General features: G+C 74.5%; 21 protein-coding genes and 1 pseudogene. 13 read left to right on the top strand and 9 right to left on the bottom strand.

The annotated features are described in order from the left end of the window. Window positions 1-274 (top strand): annotated as a pseudogene (locus tag N866_RS21315) (hypothetical protein); the annotation flags it as partial. Then, a complete protein-coding gene (gene dtd, locus N866_RS06825) occupies window positions 274-699 on the top strand; it encodes a D-aminoacyl-tRNA deacylase (protein WP_034224499.1) in 426 nt (141 codons plus the stop codon). The pseudogene N866_RS21315 and the gene dtd, both read left to right, overlap by 1 nt. A 131-nt stretch (window positions 700-830) precedes the next feature. Here dtd and N866_RS06820 read toward each other — a convergent pair whose 3' ends face one another. Next, complete coding sequence (locus N866_RS06820) at window positions 831-1,694, bottom strand: aldo/keto reductase (protein WP_034224496.1); 864 nt, start codon at window positions 1,692-1,694, stop codon at window positions 831-833. A gap of 206 nt (window positions 1,695-1,900) precedes the next feature. Between N866_RS06820 and N866_RS06815 the strand changes: the two genes are divergently transcribed. The 3 genes from N866_RS06815 to N866_RS06805 all read left to right on the top strand — a co-directional run bounded on the left by N866_RS06815 (window position 1,901) and on the right by N866_RS06805 (window position 6,911). Then, window positions 1,901-2,428, top strand: a complete 528-nt coding sequence (locus N866_RS06815; protein ID WP_034224494.1) for an O-acetyl-ADP-ribose deacetylase — start codon at window positions 1,901-1,903, stop codon at window positions 2,426-2,428. Window positions 2,429-2,575: 147 nt separating this feature from the next. Beyond that, entirely contained in the window at window positions 2,576-5,125 is a 2,550-nt protein-coding gene (locus N866_RS06810; protein ID WP_034224491.1) for an ATP-dependent Clp protease ATP-binding subunit, read from the top strand. A 238-nt stretch (window positions 5,126-5,363) separates the two neighbouring features. Further along, on the top strand, window positions 5,364-6,911 hold the full coding sequence (locus N866_RS06805; RefSeq protein ID WP_216699386.1) for a glycosyltransferase family 2 protein: 1,548 nt from the start codon (window positions 5,364-5,366) through the stop codon (window positions 6,909-6,911). Between the two features lie 7 nt (window positions 6,912-6,918). On the opposite strand, the gene N866_RS06800 is transcribed toward N866_RS06805, so the two are convergent. Then, on the bottom strand, window positions 6,919-7,383 hold the full coding sequence (locus N866_RS06800; RefSeq protein WP_034224488.1) for a tRNA (cytidine(34)-2'-O)-methyltransferase: 465 nt from the start codon (window positions 7,381-7,383) through the stop codon (window positions 6,919-6,921). 71 nt (window positions 7,384-7,454) lie between these two features. On the opposite strand from N866_RS06800, the gene N866_RS06795 reads away from it, so the two are divergent. The 4 genes from N866_RS06795 (at window position 7,455) to N866_RS06780 (ending at window position 11,205) form a co-directional block, all read left to right on the top strand. Continuing rightward, the gene (locus N866_RS06795) at window positions 7,455-7,916 is read left to right on the top strand and encodes a Fur family transcriptional regulator (RefSeq protein WP_052022509.1); all 462 of its coding nucleotides are present in this window, start codon (window positions 7,455-7,457) and stop codon (window positions 7,914-7,916) included. A gap of 87 nt (window positions 7,917-8,003) precedes the next feature. Then, window positions 8,004-9,659: a catalase gene (locus N866_RS06790; RefSeq protein WP_034224523.1), complete on the top strand. Its 1,656-nt coding sequence runs from the start codon at window positions 8,004-8,006 to the stop codon at window positions 9,657-9,659. A 106-nt stretch (window positions 9,660-9,765) separates the two neighbouring features. Continuing rightward, complete coding sequence (locus N866_RS06785) at window positions 9,766-10,776, top strand: NAD-dependent epimerase/dehydratase family protein (protein ID WP_034224521.1); 1,011 nt, start codon at window positions 9,766-9,768, stop codon at window positions 10,774-10,776. 129 nt (window positions 10,777-10,905) lie between these two features. After that, window positions 10,906-11,205, top strand: a complete 300-nt coding sequence (locus N866_RS06780) for a DUF2087 domain-containing protein (protein WP_052022507.1) — start codon at window positions 10,906-10,908, stop codon at window positions 11,203-11,205. Window positions 11,206-11,236: 31 nt separating this feature from the next. Here N866_RS06780 and N866_RS06775 read toward each other — a convergent pair whose 3' ends face one another. Both N866_RS06775 and N866_RS06770 read right to left on the bottom strand, forming a co-directional pair. Further along, window positions 11,237-11,515 carry a GlsB/YeaQ/YmgE family stress response membrane protein gene (locus tag N866_RS06775; RefSeq protein ID WP_034224485.1) on the bottom strand — a complete coding sequence of 93 codons (279 nt, stop codon included), beginning with the start codon at window positions 11,513-11,515 and terminating at the stop codon, window positions 11,237-11,239. 87 nt (window positions 11,516-11,602) lie between these two features. After that, a complete protein-coding gene (locus N866_RS06770; protein ID WP_034224482.1) occupies window positions 11,603-12,814 on the bottom strand; it encodes an alpha-hydroxy acid oxidase in 1,212 nt (403 codons plus the stop codon). A 181-nt stretch (window positions 12,815-12,995) separates the two neighbouring features. Here N866_RS06770 and N866_RS06765 point away from each other — a divergent pair, with 181 nt between their 5' ends. After that, window positions 12,996-13,985, top strand: coding sequence for an aldo/keto reductase (locus N866_RS06765; protein WP_155855241.1), 990 nt, complete (start codon window positions 12,996-12,998; stop codon window positions 13,983-13,985). A 205-nt stretch (window positions 13,986-14,190) separates the two neighbouring features. Here the strand turns inward: N866_RS06765 and N866_RS06760 are convergent, their stop codons facing one another. The 4 genes from N866_RS06760 to N866_RS06745 form a co-directional block, all read right to left on the bottom strand. Then, complete coding sequence (locus tag N866_RS06760) at window positions 14,191-14,862, bottom strand: hypothetical protein (RefSeq protein ID WP_034224480.1); 672 nt, start codon at window positions 14,860-14,862, stop codon at window positions 14,191-14,193. Window positions 14,863-14,964: 102 nt separating this feature from the next. Next, the gene (locus tag N866_RS06755; RefSeq protein WP_052022505.1) at window positions 14,965-15,564 is read right to left on the bottom strand and encodes a class I SAM-dependent methyltransferase; all 600 of its coding nucleotides are present in this window, start codon (window positions 15,562-15,564) and stop codon (window positions 14,965-14,967) included. Between the two features lie 102 nt (window positions 15,565-15,666). Next, window positions 15,667-17,163, bottom strand: coding sequence for a mannitol dehydrogenase family protein (locus N866_RS06750; RefSeq protein ID WP_052022504.1), 1,497 nt, complete (start codon window positions 17,161-17,163; stop codon window positions 15,667-15,669). A gap of 69 nt (window positions 17,164-17,232) precedes the next feature. Beyond that, complete coding sequence (locus N866_RS06745; RefSeq protein ID WP_034224478.1) at window positions 17,233-18,210, bottom strand: LacI family DNA-binding transcriptional regulator; 978 nt, start codon at window positions 18,208-18,210, stop codon at window positions 17,233-17,235. 231 nt (window positions 18,211-18,441) lie between these two features. On the opposite strand from N866_RS06745, the gene uxaC reads away from it, so the two are divergent. The 3 genes from uxaC to N866_RS06730 all read left to right on the top strand — a co-directional run bounded on the left by uxaC (window position 18,442) and on the right by N866_RS06730 (window position 21,723). Beyond that, on the top strand, window positions 18,442-19,884 hold the full coding sequence (gene uxaC, locus N866_RS06740; RefSeq protein WP_052022503.1) for a glucuronate isomerase: 1,443 nt from the start codon (window positions 18,442-18,444) through the stop codon (window positions 19,882-19,884). Window positions 19,885-19,925: 41 nt separating this feature from the next. Next, entirely contained in the window at window positions 19,926-20,549 is a 624-nt protein-coding gene (locus N866_RS06735) for a bifunctional 4-hydroxy-2-oxoglutarate aldolase/2-dehydro-3-deoxy-phosphogluconate aldolase (RefSeq protein ID WP_155855239.1), read from the top strand. A gap of 70 nt (window positions 20,550-20,619) precedes the next feature. Beyond that, window positions 20,620-21,723, top strand: coding sequence for a sugar kinase (locus N866_RS06730; protein ID WP_155855240.1), 1,104 nt, complete (start codon window positions 20,620-20,622; stop codon window positions 21,721-21,723). Window positions 21,724-21,742: 19 nt separating this feature from the next. Here N866_RS06730 and recQ read toward each other — a convergent pair whose 3' ends face one another. Further along, on the bottom strand, window positions 21,743-23,590 hold the full coding sequence (gene recQ / locus N866_RS06725) for a DNA helicase RecQ (protein WP_034224504.1): 1,848 nt from the start codon (window positions 23,588-23,590) through the stop codon (window positions 21,743-21,745). Window positions 23,591-23,633 lie beyond the last annotated feature (43 nt).

The following is a 23,633-nucleotide window of genomic DNA, read 5'->3' as shown; positions in this document are numbered from 1 at the left end:
GCTCAAGCTCGCCGACGGCGGCGGTCGCGGGCGGGCGGCGGTCATGGCGGCGGCGCTGGAGGTCGCGCTCCAGGTGTCGGCGGTGCACGCCCACCGGCCGGTCGACGACGACGTCGTCGCGGCCGTCCGGGCGGTCGGGCGGACCCCGGTCCTCGGGCACGGCGCGCCCGTGGGCGAGGTCGTCACCGGCTGGTCGCGGTCCTGGGCCGCGGACGCCGAGGTCGCGGGCGCCGGGGTCGCGGGTGGACCGCAGGGCGCGGGGGGTGAGCGCTGATGCGCGCGGTCGTGCAGCGGGTCACCCGGGCGTCGGTCACCGTCGACGGCGAGGTGGTCGGGGCCATCGACGAGCCGGGGCTCCTGGTCCTGGTCGGCGCGACGCACGACGACGGCCCGGCACAGGTCGCGCTCATCGCCCGCAAGGTCGCGGAGCTGCGGATCCTCCGCGACGAGCAGGCCGCGGTCGACGTCGGGGCGCCGCTGCTCGTCGTCAGCCAGTTCACCCTCTATGCCGACACGCGCAAGGGGCGGCGCCCGACGTGGAACGCGGCGGCGCCGGGCCCGGTCGCCGAGCCCCTCGTCGAGGCGGTCGTGGCGGACCTGCGCGGGCGTGGCCTGCGGGTCGAGACCGGCCGGTTCGGGGCGATGATGCAGGTCGAGCTCGTCAACGACGGCCCGGTGACGATCCTCCTGGAGGCCTGACAGACGGCACCCGCACGACCCACCCGCGCGCCCCGGCCCCTCATCGAGTCCGCCGGAAAGCGTCGATCCCGCCGGTTGCACCAGGCGGGGTCGATGGGGACCGGCGGACTCGACGGGCCGGGGTGAGCGGGTCAGGCCGCCGCGTCGAGGCGGGTGAGCTCCTCGGGCGTCAGCTCCAGGTCCGCCGCGCGGGCCGAGTCCTGGATGCTCTCCGGGCGGCTGGCGCCCGGGATCGGGATGACGACCGGTGCCTTCGCGAGCTCCCACGCGAGGGTGACCTGCTGCGGGCTGACGCCGCGCTCGGCCGCGACCTCCGCGAAGGCCGCGTGGCGCTCGCCGAGCTCCCCGGCGCGGGCGATGCCGCCCAGCGGGCTCCACGGCAGGAACGCGATGCCCAGCTCCGCGCAGAGCTCGAGCTCCGGCTCGCTGCTGCGGAAGGCCGGGGAGAACTGGTTCTGGACGGAGACCAGGCGTCCGCCGAGCACCTCGTGGGCGAGGCGGATCTGCTGCGGGTCGGCGTTGGAGATCCCGGCCATGAGGATCTTGCCCTCGTCCAGCAGGTCGCGGATCGCGCCGACGGACTCCTCGTAGGGCACCGCCGGGTCCGGGCGGTGGAACTGGTAGAGGCCGATCGCCTCGACGTCGAGCCGCTGCAGCGACGCCTCGCACGCCTTCTTGAGGTACCCGGCGTCGCCCTGGACGTACCAGGAGCCGTCGCCGGGGCGCCGGTGCCCGCCCTTGGTGGCCACGAGGACGTCGTCGGCGGCCGAGCCCGCGAGGCGCAGCGCCTTGGCGATGAGGATCTCGTTGTGGCCGACGTCGGTCGGGTCGAGGTGGTAGGCGTCCGCGGTGTCGATGAACGTCACGCCGGCGTCGAGGGCGGCGTGGATCGTCGCGATCGACCGGGCCTCGTCGTGCCGGCCCTCGATGGACATCGGCATGCCGCCGAGGCCGATCGCGCTGACGGTGCGGTCGCCGATGGTGCGCTGCTGCACAGGTGCTCCTCGAGGTGCTGGGGATGGGGTCGGACCGATTCGATGAGATCACACGTACGGGAGGCGCGCAGTCCCTTCCGCACCCTTGCGCGGCCTGCGCGCGGCCTGTGCGCAGCCCGGCGCAGCCCGTGCGCGGCCCGTGCGCAGCCCGTGCGTGAGCCGCCCGTCGGCTGGACGGTCCTCGGGTCCGGGGGAGACTGGGAGGCATGACGGACGCGACGGTCGAGGCGGTGCTCGGCGACATCACCCGGGAGCGGGTGGACGCGGTCGTCAACGCCGCGAACTCCTCGCTGCTGGGCGGGGGCGGGGTCGACGGCGCGATCCACGCGGCGGCCGGCCCGGGCCTGCTGGCCGAGTGCCGCGCGCTGCGCAAGGCCTCCCTGCCGCAGGGGCTGCCGGTCGGCGAGGCGGTGGCGACCGGCGCCGGCGAGCTGCCGGCCACGTGGGTGATCCACACCGTCGGTCCCGACCGGCACGCGGGCCAGACCGATCCCGCGCTGCTGGCGTCCTGCTTCCGCCGCTCGCTCGACGTCGCGGCCCGGGTCGGCGCGCGGTCCGTGGCGTTCCCCGCGGTGAGCGCCGGCGTCTACGGCTGGGACGTGGCGGAGGTGGCCCGCATCGCGGTCGCGGAGGTGCGCGCGCACCCGGCCGTCGGGGCGGACGTGCAGCTGGTGCGCTTCGTGCTCTTCTCCGGTCCCGCCCTCGAGGCGTTCTCGGCGGCGCTGGCCTCCTGACGCCGTCGCGGGCCGGAGCGCGTGGGCTCCCGGCGCCCGCGGCGCACGCGGGTCCGGTGATCAGATCACGCCTGCGGCGAACACGGGCAGTGCGGCCGGACCCCCGCCGTTAGCCTGGCAGGACGACATCCCTGGCAAGGAGCGCAGATGTTCGAGAGATTCACCGACCGTGCCCGTCGCGTGGTGGTCCTCGCCCAGGAAGAGGCGAGGATGCTCAACCACAACTACATCGGGACCGAGCACATCCTGCTCGGACTCATCCACGAGGGCGAAGGCGTCGCCGCCAAGGCCCTGGAGTCGCTCGGCATCTCCCTCGACGCCGTCCGCTCGCAGGTCCAGGAGATCATCGGCGAGGGCCAGCAGGCCCCCTCGGGTCACATCCCCTTCACGCCGCGGGCGAAGAAGGTCCTCGAGCTGTCCCTGCGCGAGGCCCTCCAGCTCGGCCACAACTACATCGGCACCGAGCACATCCTGCTCGGTCTCATCCGCGAGGGTGAGGGCGTCGCGGCGCAGGTCCTCAACAAGCTCGGCGCGGACCTCAACCGCGTGCGGCAGCAGGTCATCCAGCTGCTCTCCGGGTACCAGGGCAAGGAGCCCGTGGCGTCCGGCGGTCCCGCGGAGGGACAGCCCTCCGGCTCCGCCGTCCTCGACCAGTTCGGCCGCAACCTCACGCAGGCCGCACGCGAGGGCAAGCTCGACCCGGTCATCGGGCGCGAGAAGGAGATCGAGCGGGTCATGCAGGTGCTGTCCCGCCGGACCAAGAACAACCCGGTCCTCATCGGGGAGCCCGGCGTCGGCAAGACCGCCGTCGTCGAGGGCCTCGCGCAGGACATCGTCCGCGGCGACGTCCCGGAGACGCTCAAGGACAAGCAGCTGTACACGCTCGACCTCGGCGCCCTCGTGGCGGGGTCCCGCTACCGCGGTGACTTCGAGGAGCGCCTGAAGAAGGTGCTCAAGGAGATCCGCACGCGCGGCGACATCATCCTGTTCATCGACGAGATCCACACCCTCGTCGGGGCGGGCGCCGCCGAGGGTGCGATCGACGCGGCGAGCATCCTCAAGCCGATGCTGGCGCGCGGCGAGCTCCAGACGATCGGCGCCACGACGCTCGAGGAGTACCGCAAGCACGTCGAGAAGGACGCCGCGCTCGAGCGCCGGTTCCAGCCGATCCAGGTCGCGGAACCGAACCTCACGCACGCCATCGAGATCCTCAAGGGCCTGCGCGACCGGTACGAGGCGCACCACCGCGTCTCGATCACCGACGACGCCCTCGTGGCCGCCGCGCAGCTGGCCGACCGCTACGTCAACGACCGGTTCCTGCCGGACAAGGCGATCGACCTCATCGACGAGGCGGGCGCGCGCCTGCGCATCCGTCGGATGACGGCCCCGCCGGAGCTGCGCGAGCTCGACGAGAAGATCGCCGAGGCGCGCCGCGACAAGGAGTCGGCGATCGACGAGCAGGACTTCGAGAAGGCCGCGCGCCTGCGCGACGTCGAGAAGCAGCTCGGGGTCCAGCGGACCGAGAAGGAGAAGGCCTGGAAGTCCGGCGACCTCGACACGGTCGCGGAGGTGGACGAGGAGCTCATCGCCGAGGTGCTGGCGCTGTCCACGGGCATCCCCGTGTTCAAGCTCACCGAGGAGGAGTCCAGCCGGCTGCTCCACATGGAGGACGAGCTGCACAAGCGGATCGTCGGCCAGGAGGACGCCATCAAGGCGCTCTCGCAGGCCATCCGCCGCACCCGCGCGGGCCTGAAGGACCCGAAGCGCCCCGGTGGGTCGTTCATCTTCGCCGGCCCCACGGGCGTCGGGAAGACCGAGCTCGCCAAGGCGCTCGCGGAGTTCCTCTTCGGTGACGAGGACGCGCTCATCCAGCTCGACATGAGCGAGTTCTCCGAGAAGCACACCGTGTCGCGACTGTTCGGCTCGCCTCCCGGCTACGTCGGCTACGACGAGGGCGGGCAGCTCACGGAGAAGGTGCGTCGCCGGCCGTTCTCGGTCGTCCTCTTCGACGAGGTCGAGAAGGCCCACGCGGACATCTTCAACTCGCTGCTGCAGATCCTCGAGGACGGTCGCCTGACCGACTCGCAGGGCCGGGTGGTGGACTTCAAGAACACCGTGATCATCATGACCACCAACCTCGGCACGCGGGACATCGCCAAGGGCGTCCAGACCGGCTTCCAGGCCGGCGGTGACCTCTCGACGTCCTACGAGCGGATGAAGGCGAAGGTCAACGACGAGCTGAAGCAGCACTTCCGGCCCGAGTTCCTCAACCGCGTCGACGACGTGGTGGTGTTCCCGCAGCTGACGCAGTCGGAGATCATCCAGATCGTCGACCTGATGATCGCCCGCCTGGCGTCGCGGCTCAGGGACAAGGACATGGGCATCGAGCTCACGCCGGCGGCCAAGCAGCTGCTCGCCGAGAAGGGGTACGACCCCGTCCTCGGTGCGCGACCGCTGCGCCGCGCGATCCAGCGCGAGATCGAGGACGCGCTGTCCGAGAAGATCCTCTTCGGCGAGCTCCGCCCGGGCCAGACCGTCGTAGTCGACGCCCAGGGCGAAGGCCTGCTCGGGGAGTTCATCTTCCGGGGCATCGGCAAGGAGGGGCCGGTCGCCGGTGAGCCGGTCGGCGTCGCGGTGTCCTCGATGCCGCCGCTCACGACGACGGACGACGCCCGGGAGACCGGCACGGAGTCCTGACCGCCACCACCGACGACGCCCGGGTCGCGAGCACCGCTCGCGGCCCGGGCGTCGTCGTGCCCGGTCCGTCGCGCGGCGCCCGGCCTCCGGCGACCGGACCGGACAGGATGAATCACCCGACCCGGGTGCCCGATTCGCCCTGGTTGCGCCCGTTGCGGCAGCGAGAGGGAGGAGTTTTCACCCGCCGAGCAGCCGTCGCCCCGCTCAACCGCCGACGTGGGCGTCCCGAAAGGGGTGTGTGCCCCTCCTTCGTCGCCGCCGCCCGAGCCCCGCGGAGACCGTCGTCGACCCGACTCCGGACACCGCTGCGCTCGAGCTGCTCCTCACCTCCAGCTCCGCCCCTGTCGTCGGCCGCCTCCCGCAGGATGCCCCTGACGGCCCCGCGTCGACCGCGCCGTCGGTCCCTGCGCAGCGTGGTGGGCCCGAAGGGGGTGCCGGTCAGGACCTCTCGCCATCGCAGGGCGCCGCGCCACGGTCCTCCGGGGGTCGGTACGTCCCGGTCCACCGCAAGTTCGTCCTCGCAGCCGTCGGCGCCGCCGCGTGGGTCGCGCTCGCCGTCGTGCTCTCCAGGCCCTGGGTGGCCGACCTCGCGCCGGTCGTCGGCCCCGTCGGGGCCTGGACGATCGTGCTGCTCGTCGCGTACCTGCCCGGTGGGATCGTCGCCTTCCTCGCGTTCTCCCTGGCGATGGACCGGCAGCCGCCGCTGCGGGTGACCGACCCCACCGCCCCGGTGACGATCATCATCGCTGCCCGGGACGAGGAGGTCGGCATCGTCCCGACGCTGCGCTCGCTGAGCAGCGTGGCGTACGCCGGACCGGTCCACGTCATCCTCGCCGACAACGGCTCCACGGACGCGACGGTCGAGGTGGCGCGCGCGACCGCCGTCGAGTGCGGGATCGCCCTGCAGGTGGTGCACGAGGCGGTCCCGGGCAAGGCGCACGCGCTCAACGCTGCTCTGGTCCACGTGACGACGCCGCTGGTCATCACGGTCGACGCGGACACGCTGCTCCACCGGGACGCGCTGCGCCGCCTCGTGTCCCGGCTCGAGTCCGCGCCGCCGGACACGGTGGCGGTGGCCGGCTCCGTGCTCGTGCGGAACTCCCGCGAGAACCTGCTGACCCGGATGCAGGAGTGGGACTACTACCTGGGCATCACCGCCGTGAAGCGGATGCAGGGGCTGTACCAGTCCACCCTGGTCGCGCAGGGGGCCTTCTCGGTCTACCGCACGGACGAGGTCCGGCGCGTCGGCGGGTGGCCGGACGCGATCGGCGAGGACATCGTGGTCACGTGGCGCCTCATGGAGGGCGGCCAGCGCGTGTACTTCGAGCCGACCGCGGTCGCCTTCACGGACGTCCCGGCGCGCACCCGGCACTTCTTCCGCCAGCGGGCGCGCTGGGCGCGCGGGATGCTCGAGGGCATCCGAGCCGTGCCTCCCTGGCGTCAGGACCGCACCCTCACGAAGCTCGTCGCCGGGGTGGATCTCCTCATCCCGTTCCTCGACCTGGGCTACGCGCTCATCTGGCTGCCGGGTGTCGTGCTGCTCGCTCTGGGATACCCCCTCATCGTCTCGGTCTGGACCCTCCTCGTCCTCCCGGTGACGCTGCTCGTCTACGGCACGCTGCGGCGTTTCCAGTCCCGGCATGTGTTCGACCCGCTGGACCTCAGGGTCCGGCGCAACCGCGGCGGGTACCTGGCGTTCCTCCTGCTGTACCAGGTGCTGTGCTCGACGGCGTCGCTCGTGGGGTATGCGCAGTTCGTCGCGGGGACGCGGCGGCAGTGGAAGTGACGGAGCGTCACACCCCGCCGGGGAAGCCCAGCTGCCGCCACGCCTCGTAGGTCGCCACGGCGGCGGCGTTGGACAGGTTCATCGATCGCCGGCCGGGGAGCATGGGGATGCGGACCTGCGCGGTGACCTCCGGCCGGGCCAGCACGTCCGGCGGCAGGCCCGTCGGCTCGGGCCCGAAGAGCAGGACGTCGTCGTCCCGGTAGGCGACGTCCGTCGAGCGCGTCGTGGCCTGCGTCGTGAAGGCGAGGACGCGGGCGGGGGCGACGGTGCGCAGCGCGGCGTCGAGGTCGGCGTGCACGACGACGTGCGCGAGGTCGTGGTAGTCCAGGCCGGCCCGCCGCAGCTTCGCCTCGGACAGGTCGAAGCCCAGGGGCTCCACGAGGTGCAGCTCGGCTCCGGTGCCCGCACACATCCGGATCGCGTTGCCGGTGTTGCCCGCGATCCGGGGCTCGAAGAACATCACGCGCAGCACGGACCGATCGTCGCACCCGAGAGCGCCGGCCTTGTCTGGAACCTTTCCAGAATACGTGACAGGGTGAGGCGATGACGACGTCCGCGGAACGGCTCCGGGCGGCCGGGCTGCGGGTCACCACCCCGCGGCTGGCCGTGCTCGACGCCCTGGACGCCGCGCGCGTCGCCGGCAGTGACCACCACCTCACCGTCGCCGACGTCGCCGCCCGGGTCCGGGAGCGGCGCGGCTCGCTGTCCACCCAGGCCGCGTACGACTGCCTCGACGCCCTCGTCGGGGCCGGGCTCGCCCGACGCATCGAGCCCGCGGGCCGGCCGGCGCTCTACGAGGCGCGCGCGGGGGACAACCACCACCACGTGGTCTGCCGGGTGTGCGGCGCGACGGCGGACGTCGACTGCGCGGAGGGGCCTGCGCCCTGCCTGCTGCCCGCGCACCACCCTCCCGGCTTCGTCGTGGACGAGGCCGAGGTGATCTTCTGGGGCCGGTGCGCGACGTGCGCGCCGGGCCCCGGACCCGACGGGGGCCGCGGGGGCTGAGGCCGCCGGTCCGTCCGGGCGCAGGGGGGAAGGGGGCAGGACCGCTCCGCCGTGCGTCACCACCACCCGCACGACGAGAGGAACGGCATGACCGACGTCGCCGACCAGCCCACCACCCCGGGGGACGACCGCCCCGTGCTCACCACCCGGCAGGGTCACCCGGTCCACGACAACCAGAACCAGCGGACGGTCGGTGCGCGCGGGCCCGCCACGCTCGAGAACTACCAGCTGCTGGAGAAGATCAGCCACTTCGACCGGGAGCGGATCCCCGAGCGGGTGGTCCACGCGCGGGGGGCCGTCGCGTTCGGGACCTTCGAGGCGACCGGCCGCTGGGGCGACGAGCCGATCGCCCGGTACACCCGCGCGAAGCTGTTCCAGGAGGCGGGAGCGCGCACCGAGGTGGCCGTCCGGTTCTCGACCGTCATCGGCGGCCGGGACTCCTCCGAGGCGGCGCGGGACCCGCGCGGCTTCGCGGTGAAGTTCTACACCGAGGACGGGAACTGGGACCTCGTCGGCAACAACCTCGGGGTCTTCTTCATCCGCGACGCGATCAAGTTCCCGGACGTCATCCACGCGCTCAAGCCGGACCCGGTGACCTTCCGCCAGGAGCCGGCGCGGATCTTCGACTTCATGTCGCAGACGCCCGAGGCGATGCACATGCTCGTCAACCTCTTCTCCCCGCGGGGCATCCCGGCGACCTACCGCACGCAGCAGGGCTTCGGGGTCAACACGTACAGGTGGGTCAACGCCGACGGGGTCACGCACCTCGTCAAGTACCACTGGGTCCCCAGCGCGGGCGTGAAGAGCCTCACGGGGGCCGACGCCGCCGCGATCCAGGCCGGTGACCTCGGCCACGCCTCGAAGGACCTGTACGACGCCATCGAGGCCGGTGACTTCCCCGAGTGGGAGCTGCGCGTGCAGCTCATGACGGACGGCGAGCACCCCGAGCTCGACTTCGACCCCCTGGACGACACCAAGGTCTGGCCGGAGAACGACTTCCCGCCGCGCCCGGTCGGCCGGATGGTGCTGGACCGCAACGTGACGAACCACCACACCCAGAACGAGCAGATCGCGTTCGGCACGGGCGTGCTCGTCGACGGCCTGGACTTCTCCGACGACAAGATGCTCGTCGGGCGGACGTTCTCCTACTCCGACACCCAGCGCTACCGGGTCGGCCCGAACTACCTGCAGCTGCCGGTCAACCAGCCGCAGGCACCGGTGCGGACCAACCAGCAGGGCGGGCCGATGGCGTACCACGTCGACCCGACGGGCTCGAACCCGCACGTCAACTACGAGCCGTCGATCACGGGCGGCCTGCGCGAGGCGCCGTCCCCGGCGCACGACGAGCAGGGGCCCGAGGTCGTGGGGCGCCTGACCCGCGCGCGGCTGCCGCGGACCGACGACTACACCCAGGCCGGCCAGCGCTACCAGCTCATGGAGCCGTGGGAGCAGGACGACCTCGTGGGGAACCTCGTCGACGGGATCGGCGAGGCGGTCCGGGAGGTGCAGGAACGCATGGTCTGGCACTTCCTGATGTGCGACGACGAGCTGGGGCGCCGCGTCGGCGAGGGGCTCGGCCTCACGGCCGACGACGTCCGGCACCTCCCGCCGCTGGCGGGCCAGACCCTGTCCGACGACGAGCTGGCCCGCCTGGCGAACCTCGGCAAGAACGGGCCCCGCGACGTCACGGGCCTGGAGATGACGCACTGCGTCCCGAACGAGCGGGTCGCGGTCGCGGGCTGACCTCCGGGGCGACGGAGGGGCAGGCAGTCCTGACCCCGCCCGGCTCGTCCGTCCGCCTCCAGCGGAACCCCTCGACGCCCGGACCGCCCGGGGCCAGGGTGTGCTCATGCACCTCCTGGTCCTGGGCGGCACGGGCTTCCTCAGCGGCGAGGTGGTGCGCGCCGCGGTCGCGGCCGGCCACGCCGTCACGACCGTCACCCGGGGGACGCGCCCGGCGTCCGCCGCGCCGTCGTCGGCGGGTCATCCGGGCGCGCCGCCGTCGGTGCGGGCCGTGCAGGCCGACCGGGACGACGTCGCCTCGCTGGGCGCCGCGCTCGCGCCGGTGCTCGACGCGGACCCGCCGGACGCCGTCGTCGACTGCTGCGGCTACACCGTGGAGGGCGCCCGCGCCGCGGCGAGCGTGCTGGGCGCCGTGCCGCGGGACGTCTACGTCAGCAGCATCAGCGCCTACCGCGACTGGCCGCCCGGGCCGATCCCGGACGAGTCGGCGCCCACGTTCGGCCCCGAGGCGCCGACCGCCGAGTACGGACCGATGAAGGCCGAGAGCGAGCGCGTCCTCGCGGCGGCGCTGGGCGAGCGGCTCCTCTGCGCGCGGGCGGGGCTCATCGTGGGGCCGGGCGACCGGACGCGGCGCCTGACGAGCTGGCTGCACCGGATCGCGACGTGCGAGCGCGTCGTCGTCCCTGCCGCCGCGGACGTGCCGGTCGCGTTCGTCGACGTGCGGGACCTGGCCGCGTGGCTGGTCGTCGCCGCCGGCGCGGACTGGTCCGGGCCGGTCAACGCGACCGGGCCGGTGGGGATGACGACGTACGCCGGCCTGCTCGAGGCGTGCCGGGACGCCGTGCTGGCGAGCGGCGCGCCGGCCGCGGAGCTGGTCCCCGTGCCGGGTGACCGACTGCTGGCCGCTGCCGTGCAGCCCTGGACCGACCTGCCGTTCTGGCTGCCCGACGGCGTGGCGGCGACGGCGTGGCAGGTCGGCACCGCGCGGGCGCGTGAGCTGGGCCTGGCGAGCCGTCCCTTCGCCGAGACGGTGCGCGACACCTGGGCGTGGCTGCGGGCGTCCGACCTGGACCACCCGCTCCTCCCGGACCGTCTGGCCCCCGCCGTCTTCGCCTGACCCCACGCGGCGGGCTCGGGTCCTCCTGCCCGGTGCGCAGGTCCGGGGAGGCAGGCTCGGCACTGACGTGCGACCGCACGGGCTGAGAGCCGCCGGGCCGGGCCCGGCGCAGAGACATACGCTCGTGCGGTGGACCTTCCCGAGCTGCAGCCCGCGCCGCCGCCGGACCGGTTCCTCGTGCGGGGGCGGCTCGAGACGTTGCCGCGCCGGCGCGCCGACCGCGACCTCGTGTTCCGCTACCTGGCGACGCGAGTGCTCGCCGTGCACGACCCCGTCGGCGAGCGGGAGCTGACGGACCGGCTCGCCGAGGTCTCGCGCGACCCGGTGGGCCTGCGCCGGGAGCTCGTCGACGCGGGCATCGTGACGCGCACCCGGGACGGGAGCGAGTACTGGCGGACGGTGGTCACGGAGTTCGACGACCTGTCCTGACCGCCGCTCCGGGCAGTCCTCGTGCGGGCGGTCAGCGCCGACGACGGCGCCGGGAGGTGTCCGTCGAGCGGCCCCGGACCCACTGCGCGAGGGCGAGCACGAGGGTCGCTCCCACGGCCGAGCCGATCAGCCCGGTCGGGCGCAGCTCGAGCCCGTCGCCGAAGAGGAGGCTGCCGAGGAGCCCGCCCACGAAGGACCCGACGACGCCCACGAGGAAGAGCCGCGTCCAGTCGGGCTCGCCGCGGCCCACGAGGAGGTGGGCGATCCAGCCGGCCGCGAGGCCGAGGACGAGGATGGCCAGGATGAGCATGGTCGTGCCCTCCGCTCGGTGGGGTCCTCGTGGCCGATCCTGTCCGGTCGGAGCCGCCACGTCCTCACCCCGAAGGGGTGACTGCGCTCAGGGCAGGCACACGTGCTGCGGGCCGAGCTCCTCGACGCGGGCGACCCCCAGCAGCGCCATGGTGCGCCGGACCTCGCGCGTGAGGATCTCCGCGGCGCGGTCCACGCCGCGCTCCCCGCCGGCCATGAGCCCGTAGAGGTAGGCGCGCCCGACCATGGTCGTCGTCGCACCCAGGGCGAGGGCCGCGACGACGTCGGCGCCGCTGAGGATGCCGGTGTCGAGCCAGACCTCGGTGCGGTCGCCGACGGCGTCCACGACGTCGGGCAGCAGCCGCAGCGGCACCGGCGCCCGGTCGAGCTGGCGGCCGCCGTGGTTGGACAGGACGACGGCGTCCGCCCCGGCGTCGGTGACCCGGCGCGCGTCGTCGACCGTCTGGACGCCCTTGATGACGAGCGGACCGTCCCAGACCGACCGCACCCACTCCAGGTCGGCCAGGGTCATCGTCGGGTCGAAGAGCTCGTCGAGGAGCTCGGCGACCGTCCCGTCCCAGCTGGACAGGGAGGCGAACTGCAGCGGTGCCGTCGTCAGCAGGTCGACCCACCAGCGCGGGTGCAGCGCCGCGTCGGCGATGGTGCGGGCGGTGAGGGCCGGCGGGATGGAGAAGCCGTTGCGCACGTCGCGCAGCCGCGCACCGGCGACCGGCACGTCGACGGTGAGCACCAGCGCCTCGTACCCGGCGGCGCGGGCACGTGCCATGAGGTCCTCGCCGGCGGCGCGGTCCTTCCAGACGTAGAGCTGGAACCACTTCCGCGCGTCGGGACCGGCGGCGGCGACGTCCTCGATCGACGTCGTGCCCATGGTCGACAGGGCGTACGGGACGCCCCGGCGCCCGGCGACGCGGACGACGGCCTCCTCGCCCTCGTGGTGCATGAGCCGGGTGAAGCCGGTCGGGGCGAAGGTGAACGGGACCGCGGCGGGCGAGCCCAGGACCGACGTCGTCGTGTCGACCCCGGAGACGTCCCGCAGGACCGCCGGCTGCAGCTCGAGGTCGCGGAAGAGGCGGCGGGCGCGGCGCAGGCTGATCTCCGCCTCGGCGGCGCCGTCGGTGTAGTCGAACACGGACCGCGGCGCACGCCGGCGGGCCGCGCGGCGCAGGTCGAGGATCGTGTGCGCGCTGCTCAGGCGTCGCGCCGTCGGGTCGAGCTCGAGCGGACGGAACCGCACGAGCGGGGCGAGCTCGGACCAGCGGGGCAGCTGACGGGCGGACATGGAGGGGCGACCTCGGCTCTCCTGGGGGACGTCCGCCACGCTAGCCCGACCCGCCGGCCGGTGCCGATGCGTCCGCCGACGGCGGGAGGCGCCGATGCGTCCGCCGACGGCGGGCCGGCGTCCGGGCGCCTACGGTGTCCAGGTGACCACCCACGCCGCCGCCGACGACCGCTACGACGCCATGGAGTACCGCCGCTGCGGACGGAGCGGGCTGGACCTGCCGGCGCTCGCGCTGGGGCTCTGGCACAACTTCGGCCACGGCAAGCCGTTCGAGACGCAGCGGGCGATCCTCCTGCGGGCGTTCGACCTGGGGATCACGCACCTGGACCTGGCGAACAACTACGGCCCGCCGCCCGGCTCCGCCGAGGAGGTCGCCGGGCGGGTGCTCGCGACGGACCTCGCGCCCTACCGGGACGAGCTGGTCGTCTCGACCAAGGCGGGGTACGGGATGTGGCCCGGGCCCTACGGCGACGGCGGCTCGCGCAAGTACCTGCTGTCCTCGCTGGACCGGTCGCTCGCGCGCCTGGGGCTGGACTATGTGGACGTCTTCTACAGCCACCGCTTCGACCCGACGACGCCCCTGGAGGAGACCATGGGGGCGCTGCACTCCGCGGTGACCAGCGGGCGTGCCCTCTACGTCGGGGTCTCGAACTACACCCCGTCCCAGACGCGCGAGGCCGCGCGGATCCTCGCGGACCTCGGCACGCCGCTGCTCGTGCACCAGCCGAGCTACTCGATGTTCAACCGCCACGTCGAGCAGGTCGGCGACGGCGAGAGCGAGACGCTGCTCGACGCGGTCGCGGACCTCGGCGTCGGGACGGTCGTGTTCAGCCCGCTGCAGCAGGGCCTGCTGACCGGCCGTTACCTCAGCGGGGAGATCCCGGAGGACTCGCGCGCGGCCGTCGGGCAGTTCCTCACGCCGGAGCGGATCTCCGGGACGTACCTGGAGCGGGCCCGGGCGCTCGCGGCGATCGCGGAGGGCCGCGGGCAGTCCCTCGCGCAGCTCGCGCTGCAGTGGGTGCTGCGCGACCCGCGCGTCACCAGCGCGATCATCGGCGCCAGCAGCGTCGCGCAGCTCGAGGACAACGTCGCCGCGCTCGCGGGTCCGGACCTCACCGATGACGAGCTCGCCGCGATCGAGCCCCACGCCGTCGACGGCACGGGTCGCTGACCGCGGGTCCGCGCGCGCTTGTCCCCACCCGTGCTCGCGGGCTCGTCGGCTCGTGGGGTGGATCCGTACCGCTGGGCGGCTCAGATCGACCCCGCGGCACGTCGCCGTGGCGCACCGGCCCCCGTGGGGTGGATCTGCGCTGGTGGGCGACACAGATCGACCCCGCGAGACAGCGCTCGGCGAGGGCCCGGCCGGGGCCGTGCGGTCAGGTCGTGGCGGACCGCTCCGCGCGGTCGCGGATGCCGCGCAGCATCCGCTCGGTCATGAGCAGGCTCACCCATGAGGCCGGCTCGACGACCGCCGCCGCCCACGGCGTGAGGTACGCGTAGCGCTCGCGGACGACGAGCCGGGTCCCGAGCGGCCCGGGCCGCAGCACGAAGGCCCAGGAGAAGTCGAACGGCACGGCCGCCTCCTCCGCCGACGGCGCCCGGCCGAGCGCGACGAGGGCGTGCGGCGGTTCGACCAGGGCGACGGACAGCGCGAGGTCGGGGTGCAGCCGGAACGGGTCACCGACCCGCACGTCCTGCCAGGCGGGCTCGACGTGGTCGGCGCTGTGGATGTCGCAGCCGGCGAGGTTCTCGAGCGCGTCGTAGCTGTAGAAGCCGCCGCGGTCCTGCCCGAGCTGGGCGACCCACGGCCAGACGGCCGACGGCGGCGCAGCGACATCGACCGCGCGCGTCGTCACCGCGTCCGCGTCGGGCACGAAGCTGTCGCCCTCGAGGGTCGCCGCGACCTCGGCGGCGGTGGCGCCGAAGGTCCGGCCCCAGTGCCGGGCGCGCGGGTAGGCCGCGGCGGTCGTCGCGACCGCCACACCGACGGCGGCTGCCGTGGCGGCGAGCGTGCGGAGCGGGGACCGGTCGAGGAGAGAGGTGCTCATGCGCCCACGCAACGCCGCGGACCGCCCGGCCGCCAGGGACGACGGTCCCGGCCTTCCCGGCCTTCCCGGCCTTCCCGGGCGCCCGGCCCCGGGCTCCCACGGTCAGCCGACGACGGCGCGCGCCCACTGGTAGTGCTTGCCGTCGTCCTTCCAGCCCCACGTGGCGAAGGCGACCACCTCGCCGAGCGCCTCGAGCTCGGCCCGCAGCTGCTCGTCGGACCGGTGCAGGAAGTAGCGACCGTCGTCCCGGGTCCGCTCGGCGGGGTCGCTGTGGCCCCAGACCCCGATCTCGGCCGTCCCGCCTGCCCGCACGACCCGTCGCAGCTCGCCGAGCGCCCGCGCGAGGCCGTCGCCCGGCAGGTGCATGAGCGTGCTCATCGACCAGGCGGCGTCGAACGTGTCGTCCGCGAACGGCAGGTCCACGGCCGAGGCCTCGACGGCCACGAGCCCACGGTCCCGGCAGATCCGCACGGCCTCGGGGGTGAGGTCGACGCCGGTGTACGCGACTCCGCTCCCGGCCAGGACCAGCCCGTCGCGGCCGGCACCGCACCCGACCTCCAGGACGCTCCCGGCGCCGGTGGCGCGCAGGCGGTCGGTGAACGCCTGGACGCGCCGTAGACGCTCGTCGTCCAGCGCGCGCTCCGCACGATCCGCCATGTCGCCGCTGTAGAAGTCCTTCAGGCGCGCCTCGATGTCGTTCATGGACGGACGATAGCCACGCCGGTCGGGAGCGGGAACGCCCCACGGGTCGGGAGCGGGAACGCTCCGCCGGTCCCAGGCCGCACCGGTTCGGCCGGTCCGGCGTCAGCCCGCCTCCGCCAGCAGCTCCGCGAGCTCCTGACGGAACGCCCGGCGGAAGGCGTCGTCCTCGCGCAGGCGCGCGGGGAAGACCTGGTCCACGCCGAGGACCCGGTCCGCCAGCCCCAGGTCGTCGCCGGCGGTGACGGTCCGCAGGACCGGAGCGAGCGGGTCGTCGAGGGGCAGCGCGTCACCCCGGGCGTCCCGCCCCCGGGCCACGAACGCGGCCCACGCCGCCATGGTGCGCGTGGCGGCGACCGGCACCTCACCCCGGTCGAGCAGGTCCGTGATCGTGCCGACGACGCGCTGGGGGAGCTTCTGCGACCCGTCGCCGGCCACCTGCGCCGTCGTGTACCCCGTCGCCGGGTTCGCGAACCGTTCGAGCACCGCCTCGCCGTACGCCTCGAGGTCCAACCCGTCCGGGGCGTCGAGGGTCCGGCGGGCCTCCGCCTGGAGCTCGCGCACGACCTCGGCGATCCGCGGGTCCGTCACCGCCTCGTCGATGAACCGGTGGCCGGCGAGCGCCCCGAGGTAGGCGACCGCGGAGTGGGTCCCGTTGAGCAGGCGGAGCTTCGCCCGCTCCCACGGCGCGACGTCGGCCGTCAGGACTGCTCCGGCCTGCTCCCAGGCCGGACGGGGTCCCGCGAAGGAGTCCTCGATCACCCACTGGCTGAACGGCTCGGCGACGACGACCCCCTCGTCCCGCAGCCCCAGGAGGGCGGCGGCCTCGTCGCGACGCTGCGGCGTCGTGGCCGGCGTGATCCGGTCGACCATGGTGGAGGGGAAGCGGACGGCCTCGCCCACCCAGGCGCGGTCGGTCTCCGCCCCGGCCGCGGCGAGCACCCCGTCGACGAGACGGCGCAGGACGGCACCGTTGTCGGCCAGGTTGTCGCAGCACACGATCGTGACGGGCGTGCCGTGCTCGCGGCGGCGACGGACGAGGGCCCGGCAGAGGGCCCCGACCGGCGTGCGGGCGGGCCGGTCGTCGGACCGGCCCCGCGCGGCCTCCTCCCGCAGGACGTCGACGTCGGCGGCGACGTCCGGGTCAGCGAGGTCGGGGCCGCCGTCGACGGCGCGGCGGTAGCCCTTCTCCGAGACGGTGAGGGTCACGACGGGCGTGGTCGGCGCGGCCAGGGCGGCGAGGACGCGCTCGGACTCCGACCCGAGGAGCGCCACGTCGCGGAGCGAGCCGACGATGCGCAGGGACGTCTCCGTGCGGCCCGCCGTGAGGACCGAGTACAGGCCGTCCTGCGGCCGGAGCTGCTCCAGGACGCGGGGGCTGCGCGGCGCGACACCGAGGATCCCCCACGAGGTGTCGCCCCGGGCGGCAGCCGCGTCCTCGGTGTGCACCGCCTGGTGGGAACGGTGGAACGCGCCGACACCGAGGTGCACGATGCCGACCGAGGTCGCCGCCGGGTCGACGGCGGGGCCGGTGACGGGTACGCCGGGCCGCGCCCGCTCGCGGGCGCGGGGCAGCGTGCGGAGGCTGAGGCGGTCGGCCATGCCGGTCCTTTCGTGCGCCCCGGTCGGCCGCCGGCGAGGGAGGCAGGTCCCGGGGCTGGTCGGGGCGGGTCAGGTCGTGGGGGCGGCCGTGGAGTCGCGGACCTGCAGCGCCACCGGGACGGTGACGACGCGCTCGTCCTCCTCGGGCGGGTCGAGCAGGAGGTCGATCGCGACGGCCCCGAGCTGGGCCAACGGAGCGGCGACCGTGGTGAGGCGCGGCGAGACCTGCGTCGCGGCGGGGACGTCGTCGAAGCCGACCACGCTGACGCGTCCTGGGACGTCGATGCCGCGCTGCCGCAGCCGGTCCAGGACGCCGACCGCCATGAGGTCGTTGTGCGCGACGACGGCGGTCGCCCCCGAGGCCGCGAGGACGTCCGCCGCTGCGACGCCGCCGCCGAACGTCGTCGCGAAGTGGCCGAGCGGCACGAGCTCCACTCCGGCCAGGTCCCGCGCCGCGGTCTCGAGGCCGCGGCGCCGCGCCCGGTCGGACCACGACCCCCACTGCCCCCCGGCGTACGCGACCCGGCGGTGCCCGAGCGCGTGGAGGTGGGTGAGCGCCTGGCGCATCCCGTCGTCGTTGTCGACCGCGACCGAGGCCCGCTGCTCGGCCTCCCGGTTCACGAGCACGACGCGGCTCTGCGCCGGAAGGGCGCCGAGGGCCCGGTCGGACATGCGGGCCGAGCACAGGACGACCCCGGCGACGGTGGGGGTCATCCCCGCGAGGACCTCCTGCTCGAGGCGGGGGTCCTCCTCGCAGTCCGCGACGACGACGGCGGCCCCGGCCGAGCGCGCGCGCCGCTGGACGGCCTGGACCAGAGCGGCGAAGTAGGGGTTGCCGAGGTCGGGCACGACCACGCCGACGGTGCGGGACGGCCGGGCCGACGGCGGGCCCGACGGCTCCGAGGGAGGGCGGTACCCGAGGGCGAGCGCGGCCCGCTCGACCCGGCCGCGCCGCTCCGGGCTCACCCGGTGGGGGGTCGCGAGGGCGCGGGACGCGGTGGCCGGGGAGACACCCGCGGCTCGCGCCACGTCGCGGATCGTCGCCATGGGGGCCTCTCGCGCCGTCGGAGTGAAACGTGTTCATCAGTGTTTCACAGATCGGGGTCTCGCCGGTGCGGCTCTGGGAGTGGCCGCGGCGTACCGCTCAGAAGCGCGCAGCCCGGTAGAGGGCGAGACCGCACCGGCTTGTCCCGCGGGAGCGACGTGGGTCAGGATGAGACGGTTGTTTCATCACGTCTCTCGAGCGGGGAGGTGTGCGCCCTGCCTCGAGGAGGACCCGTGACCACCCCCGACAGCGCCCGGCCGGCCGGTGCATGGCGCCTGCACCCGGACCGGGCGCTGCCCGCGGAGCCGGGCACCCGGGAGATCGCGCGCGTGATCTACGGTGCGACGCGCGACCTCCCCGTCGTGTCGATGCACGGCCATGTGGACGCTGCCGTCCTCGCGGCCGACGAGCCGTTCCCCGACCCGGCGCAGCTGTTCGTCGTCCCGGACCACTACCTCGTGCGGATGCTCGTCTCCCAGGGCGTGCCGCATCGTGACCTGGGTGTCGGGCGTGACGGCGCCGCCGTCGAGGCGGATCCCCGCGCCATCTGGCGCACCTTCTGCGCGCACTGGCACCTCTTCCGCGGGACGCCGACGCGGTACTGGACGGAGCACGTGCTCGTCGAGGAGCTCGGCGTGAGTGCGCCCCCGTCGGCGCAGACGGCCGACCTCCTCTTCGACGAGATCTCCGAGCGCCTGGCGACCCCGGAGTTCCGGCCTCTGGCCCTGGTCGAGCGCTTCCGGCTGGAGATCCTCGCCACGACGGACCCGGCGACCGCCACGCTCGCCGACCACACCGCTCTCGCCGGCCGCGGCTGGGGCGGACGGATCATCCCGACCTTCCGGCCCGACGCCCTCCTCCACCTCCACCGTCCCGGGTGGGCGGACGACGTCGGCCTGCTGGCCGAGCGCGCCGACGTCGCGACCGACTCCTACGACGGCTACCTGGAGGCCCTGCGCTCGCGGCGGCGCGCCTTCGTCGCAGCCGGGGCGCGGGCGAGCGACCACGGTCACCTCCGCGCCGACACCACGCCGCTGGACGACACCGACGCGCGGCGGATCTACGACGACGCACGCCGGGGGGCGACCTCCCCCGCGGCGGCGGACGCGTTCAGCGCGCACATGCTCTTCGAGATGGCCCGGATGTCGACGGAGGACGGGCTGACCCTACAGCTGCACCCCGGGGTCCTCCGGGACCACAGCGCGCGAGCCGCGGCCCGGACCGGTCACGACATCGGCTACGACATCCCCGTGGCGACCGAGTTCACCCGCGCGCTGCGCCCGGTGCTGGAGGCCTTCGGCGACCACCCCGGCTTCCGGCTCGTCGTGTTCACGGTCGACGAGACGGCCTACTCCCGCGAGCTGGCGCCCCTCGCCGGCGTCTACCCCGCCCTGCGGCTCGGCGCGCCCTGGTGGTTCCTGGACTCCCCGGACGGCATGCGACGCTTCCGCGAGGCCGTGACGGAGACGGCCGGCTTCTTCAACACCTCCGGGTTCGTCGACGACACCCGGGGGTTCTTCTCGATCCCCGCCCGCCACGACCTGGCGCGGCGGGTCGACGCCGGCTTCCTCGCGCGGCTCGTCGCGGAGCACCGGCTCGAGCTGGACGAGGCCCTCACGACGGCCGTCGACCTCGCCTACGAGCTGCCGAAGGCCGCGTACCCGCCCGTGCGCTGAGCCGGCCCACCGCACTCATCCCCTCACCCTCGGAGATCGCCATGGATGTTCTCGATCGGCTGGCCGGGCACCGCGTCGTGCCGGTGGTGGTGCTGGATGACGCCGAGGACGCGGCGTCGTTGGGGCGGGCGTTGGTGGATGGTGGGTTGCCGGTGGCGGAGGTGACGTTCCGGACGGCGGCGGCGGAGCGTGCGATCGGTGTCCTGGCCGAGCGGGGGGACGTGCTGGTGGGTGCGGGGACGGTGCTGACGCCGGGGCAGGTGGACCGGGCGGTGGGTGCGGGGGCGCGGTTCGTCGTGTCCCCCGGCCTGAGCCGGGCGGTGGTCGAGCGGTGCGGGGAGCACGGGGTCCTCGCGCTGCCGGGGGCGGTCACGGCGACGGAGGTGCAGGCGGCGCTGGAGCTGGGCGTGTCGACGGTGAAGTTCTTCCCGGCCGGCACGTCCGGCGGTCCGGCCGCGATCGCCGCGTTGGCGGCGCCTTTCGGCCACGTGCGGTTCGTGCCGACCGGTGGGGTGGGGCCGGAGAACCTGCGGGAGTACCTGGACCTGCCCGCCGTGGCGGCGGTGGGTGGGTCGTGGATGGTCCCGCGGGCCCGGGTCGCGGCGCGCGACACCGCGGGGATCACGGAGCTGGTCGCCGACGCGGTGGCCCGCGCCCGGGACTGACCGCACGCGCCGCACCGACACTGACCGGACCCGCACCGACGGGGACCGCAGCAGCCCAGTCCTGGAGGAGATCGTGACCCTGACCATCCGTCCTGCGGACCAGTGCCGGTACGACGTCGTCGCGCTGGGTGAGGTGATGCTGCGGCTGGACCCGGGGGAGGGGCGGATCCGCACCGCTCGGTCCTTCCGGGTGTGGGAGGGCGGCGGGGAGTACAACGTCGCCCGGGGCCTGCGCCGGGCGTTCGGGCTGCGCGGGGCGATCGTCACGGCGCTGGCGGACAACGAGGTCGGCCGGCTCGTCGAGGACCTCATGCTCACCGGGGGGCTGGACACGACCTTCGTGCGGTGGGTGCCCTACGACGGGATCGGTCGCTCGGTGCGCAACGGCCTGAACTTCACCGAGCGCGGCTTCGGGGTCCGCGGCGCCGTCGGCGTGTCGGACCGGGGCGGGACGGCGGTGTCCCAGCTGCGCCCGGGGGACGTGGACTGGGACCACCTGTTCGGGGACCTGGGGGTGCGGTGGTTGCACACCGGGGGGATCTTCGCGGCGCTGAGCGAGACGACCGCCCAGGTCGCGCTCGAGGCCGTGACCGCCGCGCGGCGGCACGGGACGGTGGTGTCCTACGACCTGAACTACCGCCCGAGCCTGTGGCAGGCGATCGGCGGGCAGGCCACGGCCCGGGAGGTGAACCGGGCGATCGCGGGCCACGTGGACGTGATGATCGGCAACGAAGAGGACTTCACCGCGGCGCTGGGGTTCGAGGTCGACGGGGTGGACGAGCACCTGCGGGACCTGGACGTGGCCTCGTTCGCCGCCATGATCGAACGCGCCGCCGCCGCGTACCCGAACTTCCAGGTCATCGGTACGACCCTGCGCACCGTGCACTCGGCGAGCATCAACGACTGGGGTGCGCTGGCCTGGTCCCGGGACACCGGGGTCGTGCAGGCCACCCACCGGCAGCGTCTGGAGATCCTGGACCGCGTCGGCGGCGGGGACTCCTTCGCCTCCGGACTCATCTACGGGCTCCTGGAGGGCGTGCCGCTGCAGACCGCCGTGGAGTACGGCGCGGCCCACGGCGCCCTGGCCATGACCACCCCCGGCGACACCACCATGGTCACCAAGGCCGAGGTCCTCAAGCTCGCCCGCGGCGGATCAGCCCGCGTCGACCGCTGACGGCCCTGGTGGCCGGTCCTCAGCCTGCCAACGCCGCCAGCACGCCGTCGGCGTAGCGCTCGAGCTTGGCCGCGCCCACCCCCGCGACGGTGCCGAGCTCCTCCCGGGACCCGGGCCGACGCGACGCGATCTCCCGCAGGGTCGCGTCGTGGAAGACGACGTACGCCGGGACGCCCTGCTCCTTGGCGACCCCCGCCCGCCAGGTGCGCAGCGTCTCGAACGTCTGCAGCGTCGCCTCGTCGAGGCCCTCGGCGGCCGCCGCCCGCTTCGCGCTGCCCGACCCGCCCGAGCGGCTCCGACGCGCGCGCTCGACCCGCTCCGGCTCCCGCCGCAGCGGCACCTCGCGCTCCCCGCGCAGGACGGCACCGCTCGCCTCCGTCACGTGCAGGGTGCCGTAGCCGTCGGTGTCGACGCCGAGCAGCCCCTGCGCGAGCAGCTGACGCACGACGCCGCGCCACTGGTTCTCGCTGAGGTCGGCGCCGAGGCCGAACGTGCTCAGGCTCGCGTGCCCGAGGTGGGTCACGCGCGGCGTCTCGCGTCCCAGCAGGATGTCGACGAGGTGCCCCGCGCCGTACCGCTGCCCGCGCTCGCGCTCCAGCCGGACGACGGTGCTGAGCAGCTTCTGGGCGGCGACCGTGCCGTCCCAGGTGTCCTGCGGCTCCAGGCAGGTGTCGCAGTTCCCGCACGGCTCGGCCTCCTGGCCGAAGTAGGCGAGCATCTGCACCCGGCGGCAGGAGACCGTCTCGCACAGGGCGAGCATCGCGTCGAGGTGTGCGCCCAGCCGACGGCGGTGCGCCGCGTCGCCCTCGGAGGTGTCGATCATCCGGCGCTGCTGGACGACGTCCTGCAGGCCGTACGCGAGCCACGCCGTCGAGGGCAGCCCGTCGCGACCCGCACGGCCCGTCTCCTGGTAGTACCCCTCGACGGACTTGGGCAGGTCCAGGTGCGCGACGAACCGGACGTCCGGCTTGTCGATGCCCATGCCGAAGGCGATGGTCGCGACCATGACGAGTCCGTCCTCGCGCAGGAAGCGGGCCTGGTTCTCCGCCCGCACCCGCCGGTCGAGCCCGGCGTGGTACGGCAGGGCGGGGATCCCGTGGGCGCTGAGGTGCTCCGCCGTCTGCTCCACGGACGCGCGCGACAGGCAGTAGACGATCCCCGCGTCCCCGGCGTGCTCGGTACGGAGGAGGTCGAGCAGCTGCGCCCGGGCGTTCGCCTTGGCGACGACCCGGTACCGGATGTTCGGCCGGTCGAAGCTCGCGACGAACTGCCGTGCGTCCTCGAGCTGCAGGCGCGTCGTGATCTCCTGCCGGGTCGCGGCCGTCGCCGTCGCGGTGAGCGCGATCCGGGGCACGTCCGGCCAGCGCTCGTGCAGCATCGACAGGCCCAGGTAGTCGGGCCGGAAGTCGTGCCCCCACTGGGACACGCAGTGCGCCTCGTCGATCGCGAACAGGGCGATGCGGGCCCGGTCGAGCAGCTCCACGGTCGCGGGGACGCGCAGACGCTCCGGCGCGAGGTAGAGCAGGTCCAGCTCGCCGGCGAGCAGCGCCTGCTCGACCTCGCGGCGCTGGTGGCCGTCCTGGGTGGAGTTGAGGAAGCCGGCCCGGACCCCGAGCACGGACAGGGCGTCGACCTGGTCCTGCATGAGCGCGATGAGTGGCGAGACGACCACGCCCGTGCCCGCCCGGACCAGCGAGGGGATCTGGTAGCAGAGCGACTTCCCGCCACCGGTGGGCATGAGGACGACGGCGTCCCCGCCGCCCACCACGGCCCGGACGATCTCCTCCTGCTCGCCGCGGAAGGAGTCGTAGCCGAAGACGGTCCGCAGCACCTCGGCCGGGTCCGGGCGCGGGCCGTCGTCGGGCACGGCTCGCTGCGCCGCCCCGGCCCGCGCCGTCCCGCCGTCGCGC

This window comes from Actinotalea ferrariae CF5-4, assembly GCF_000603945.1.
GTDB lineage: Bacteria > Actinomycetota > Actinomycetes > Actinomycetales > Cellulomonadaceae > Actinotalea > Actinotalea ferrariae.
The sequence above is the reverse complement of the archived record's forward strand: the minus strand, read 5'-3'. Positions and strand labels throughout refer to the sequence as shown.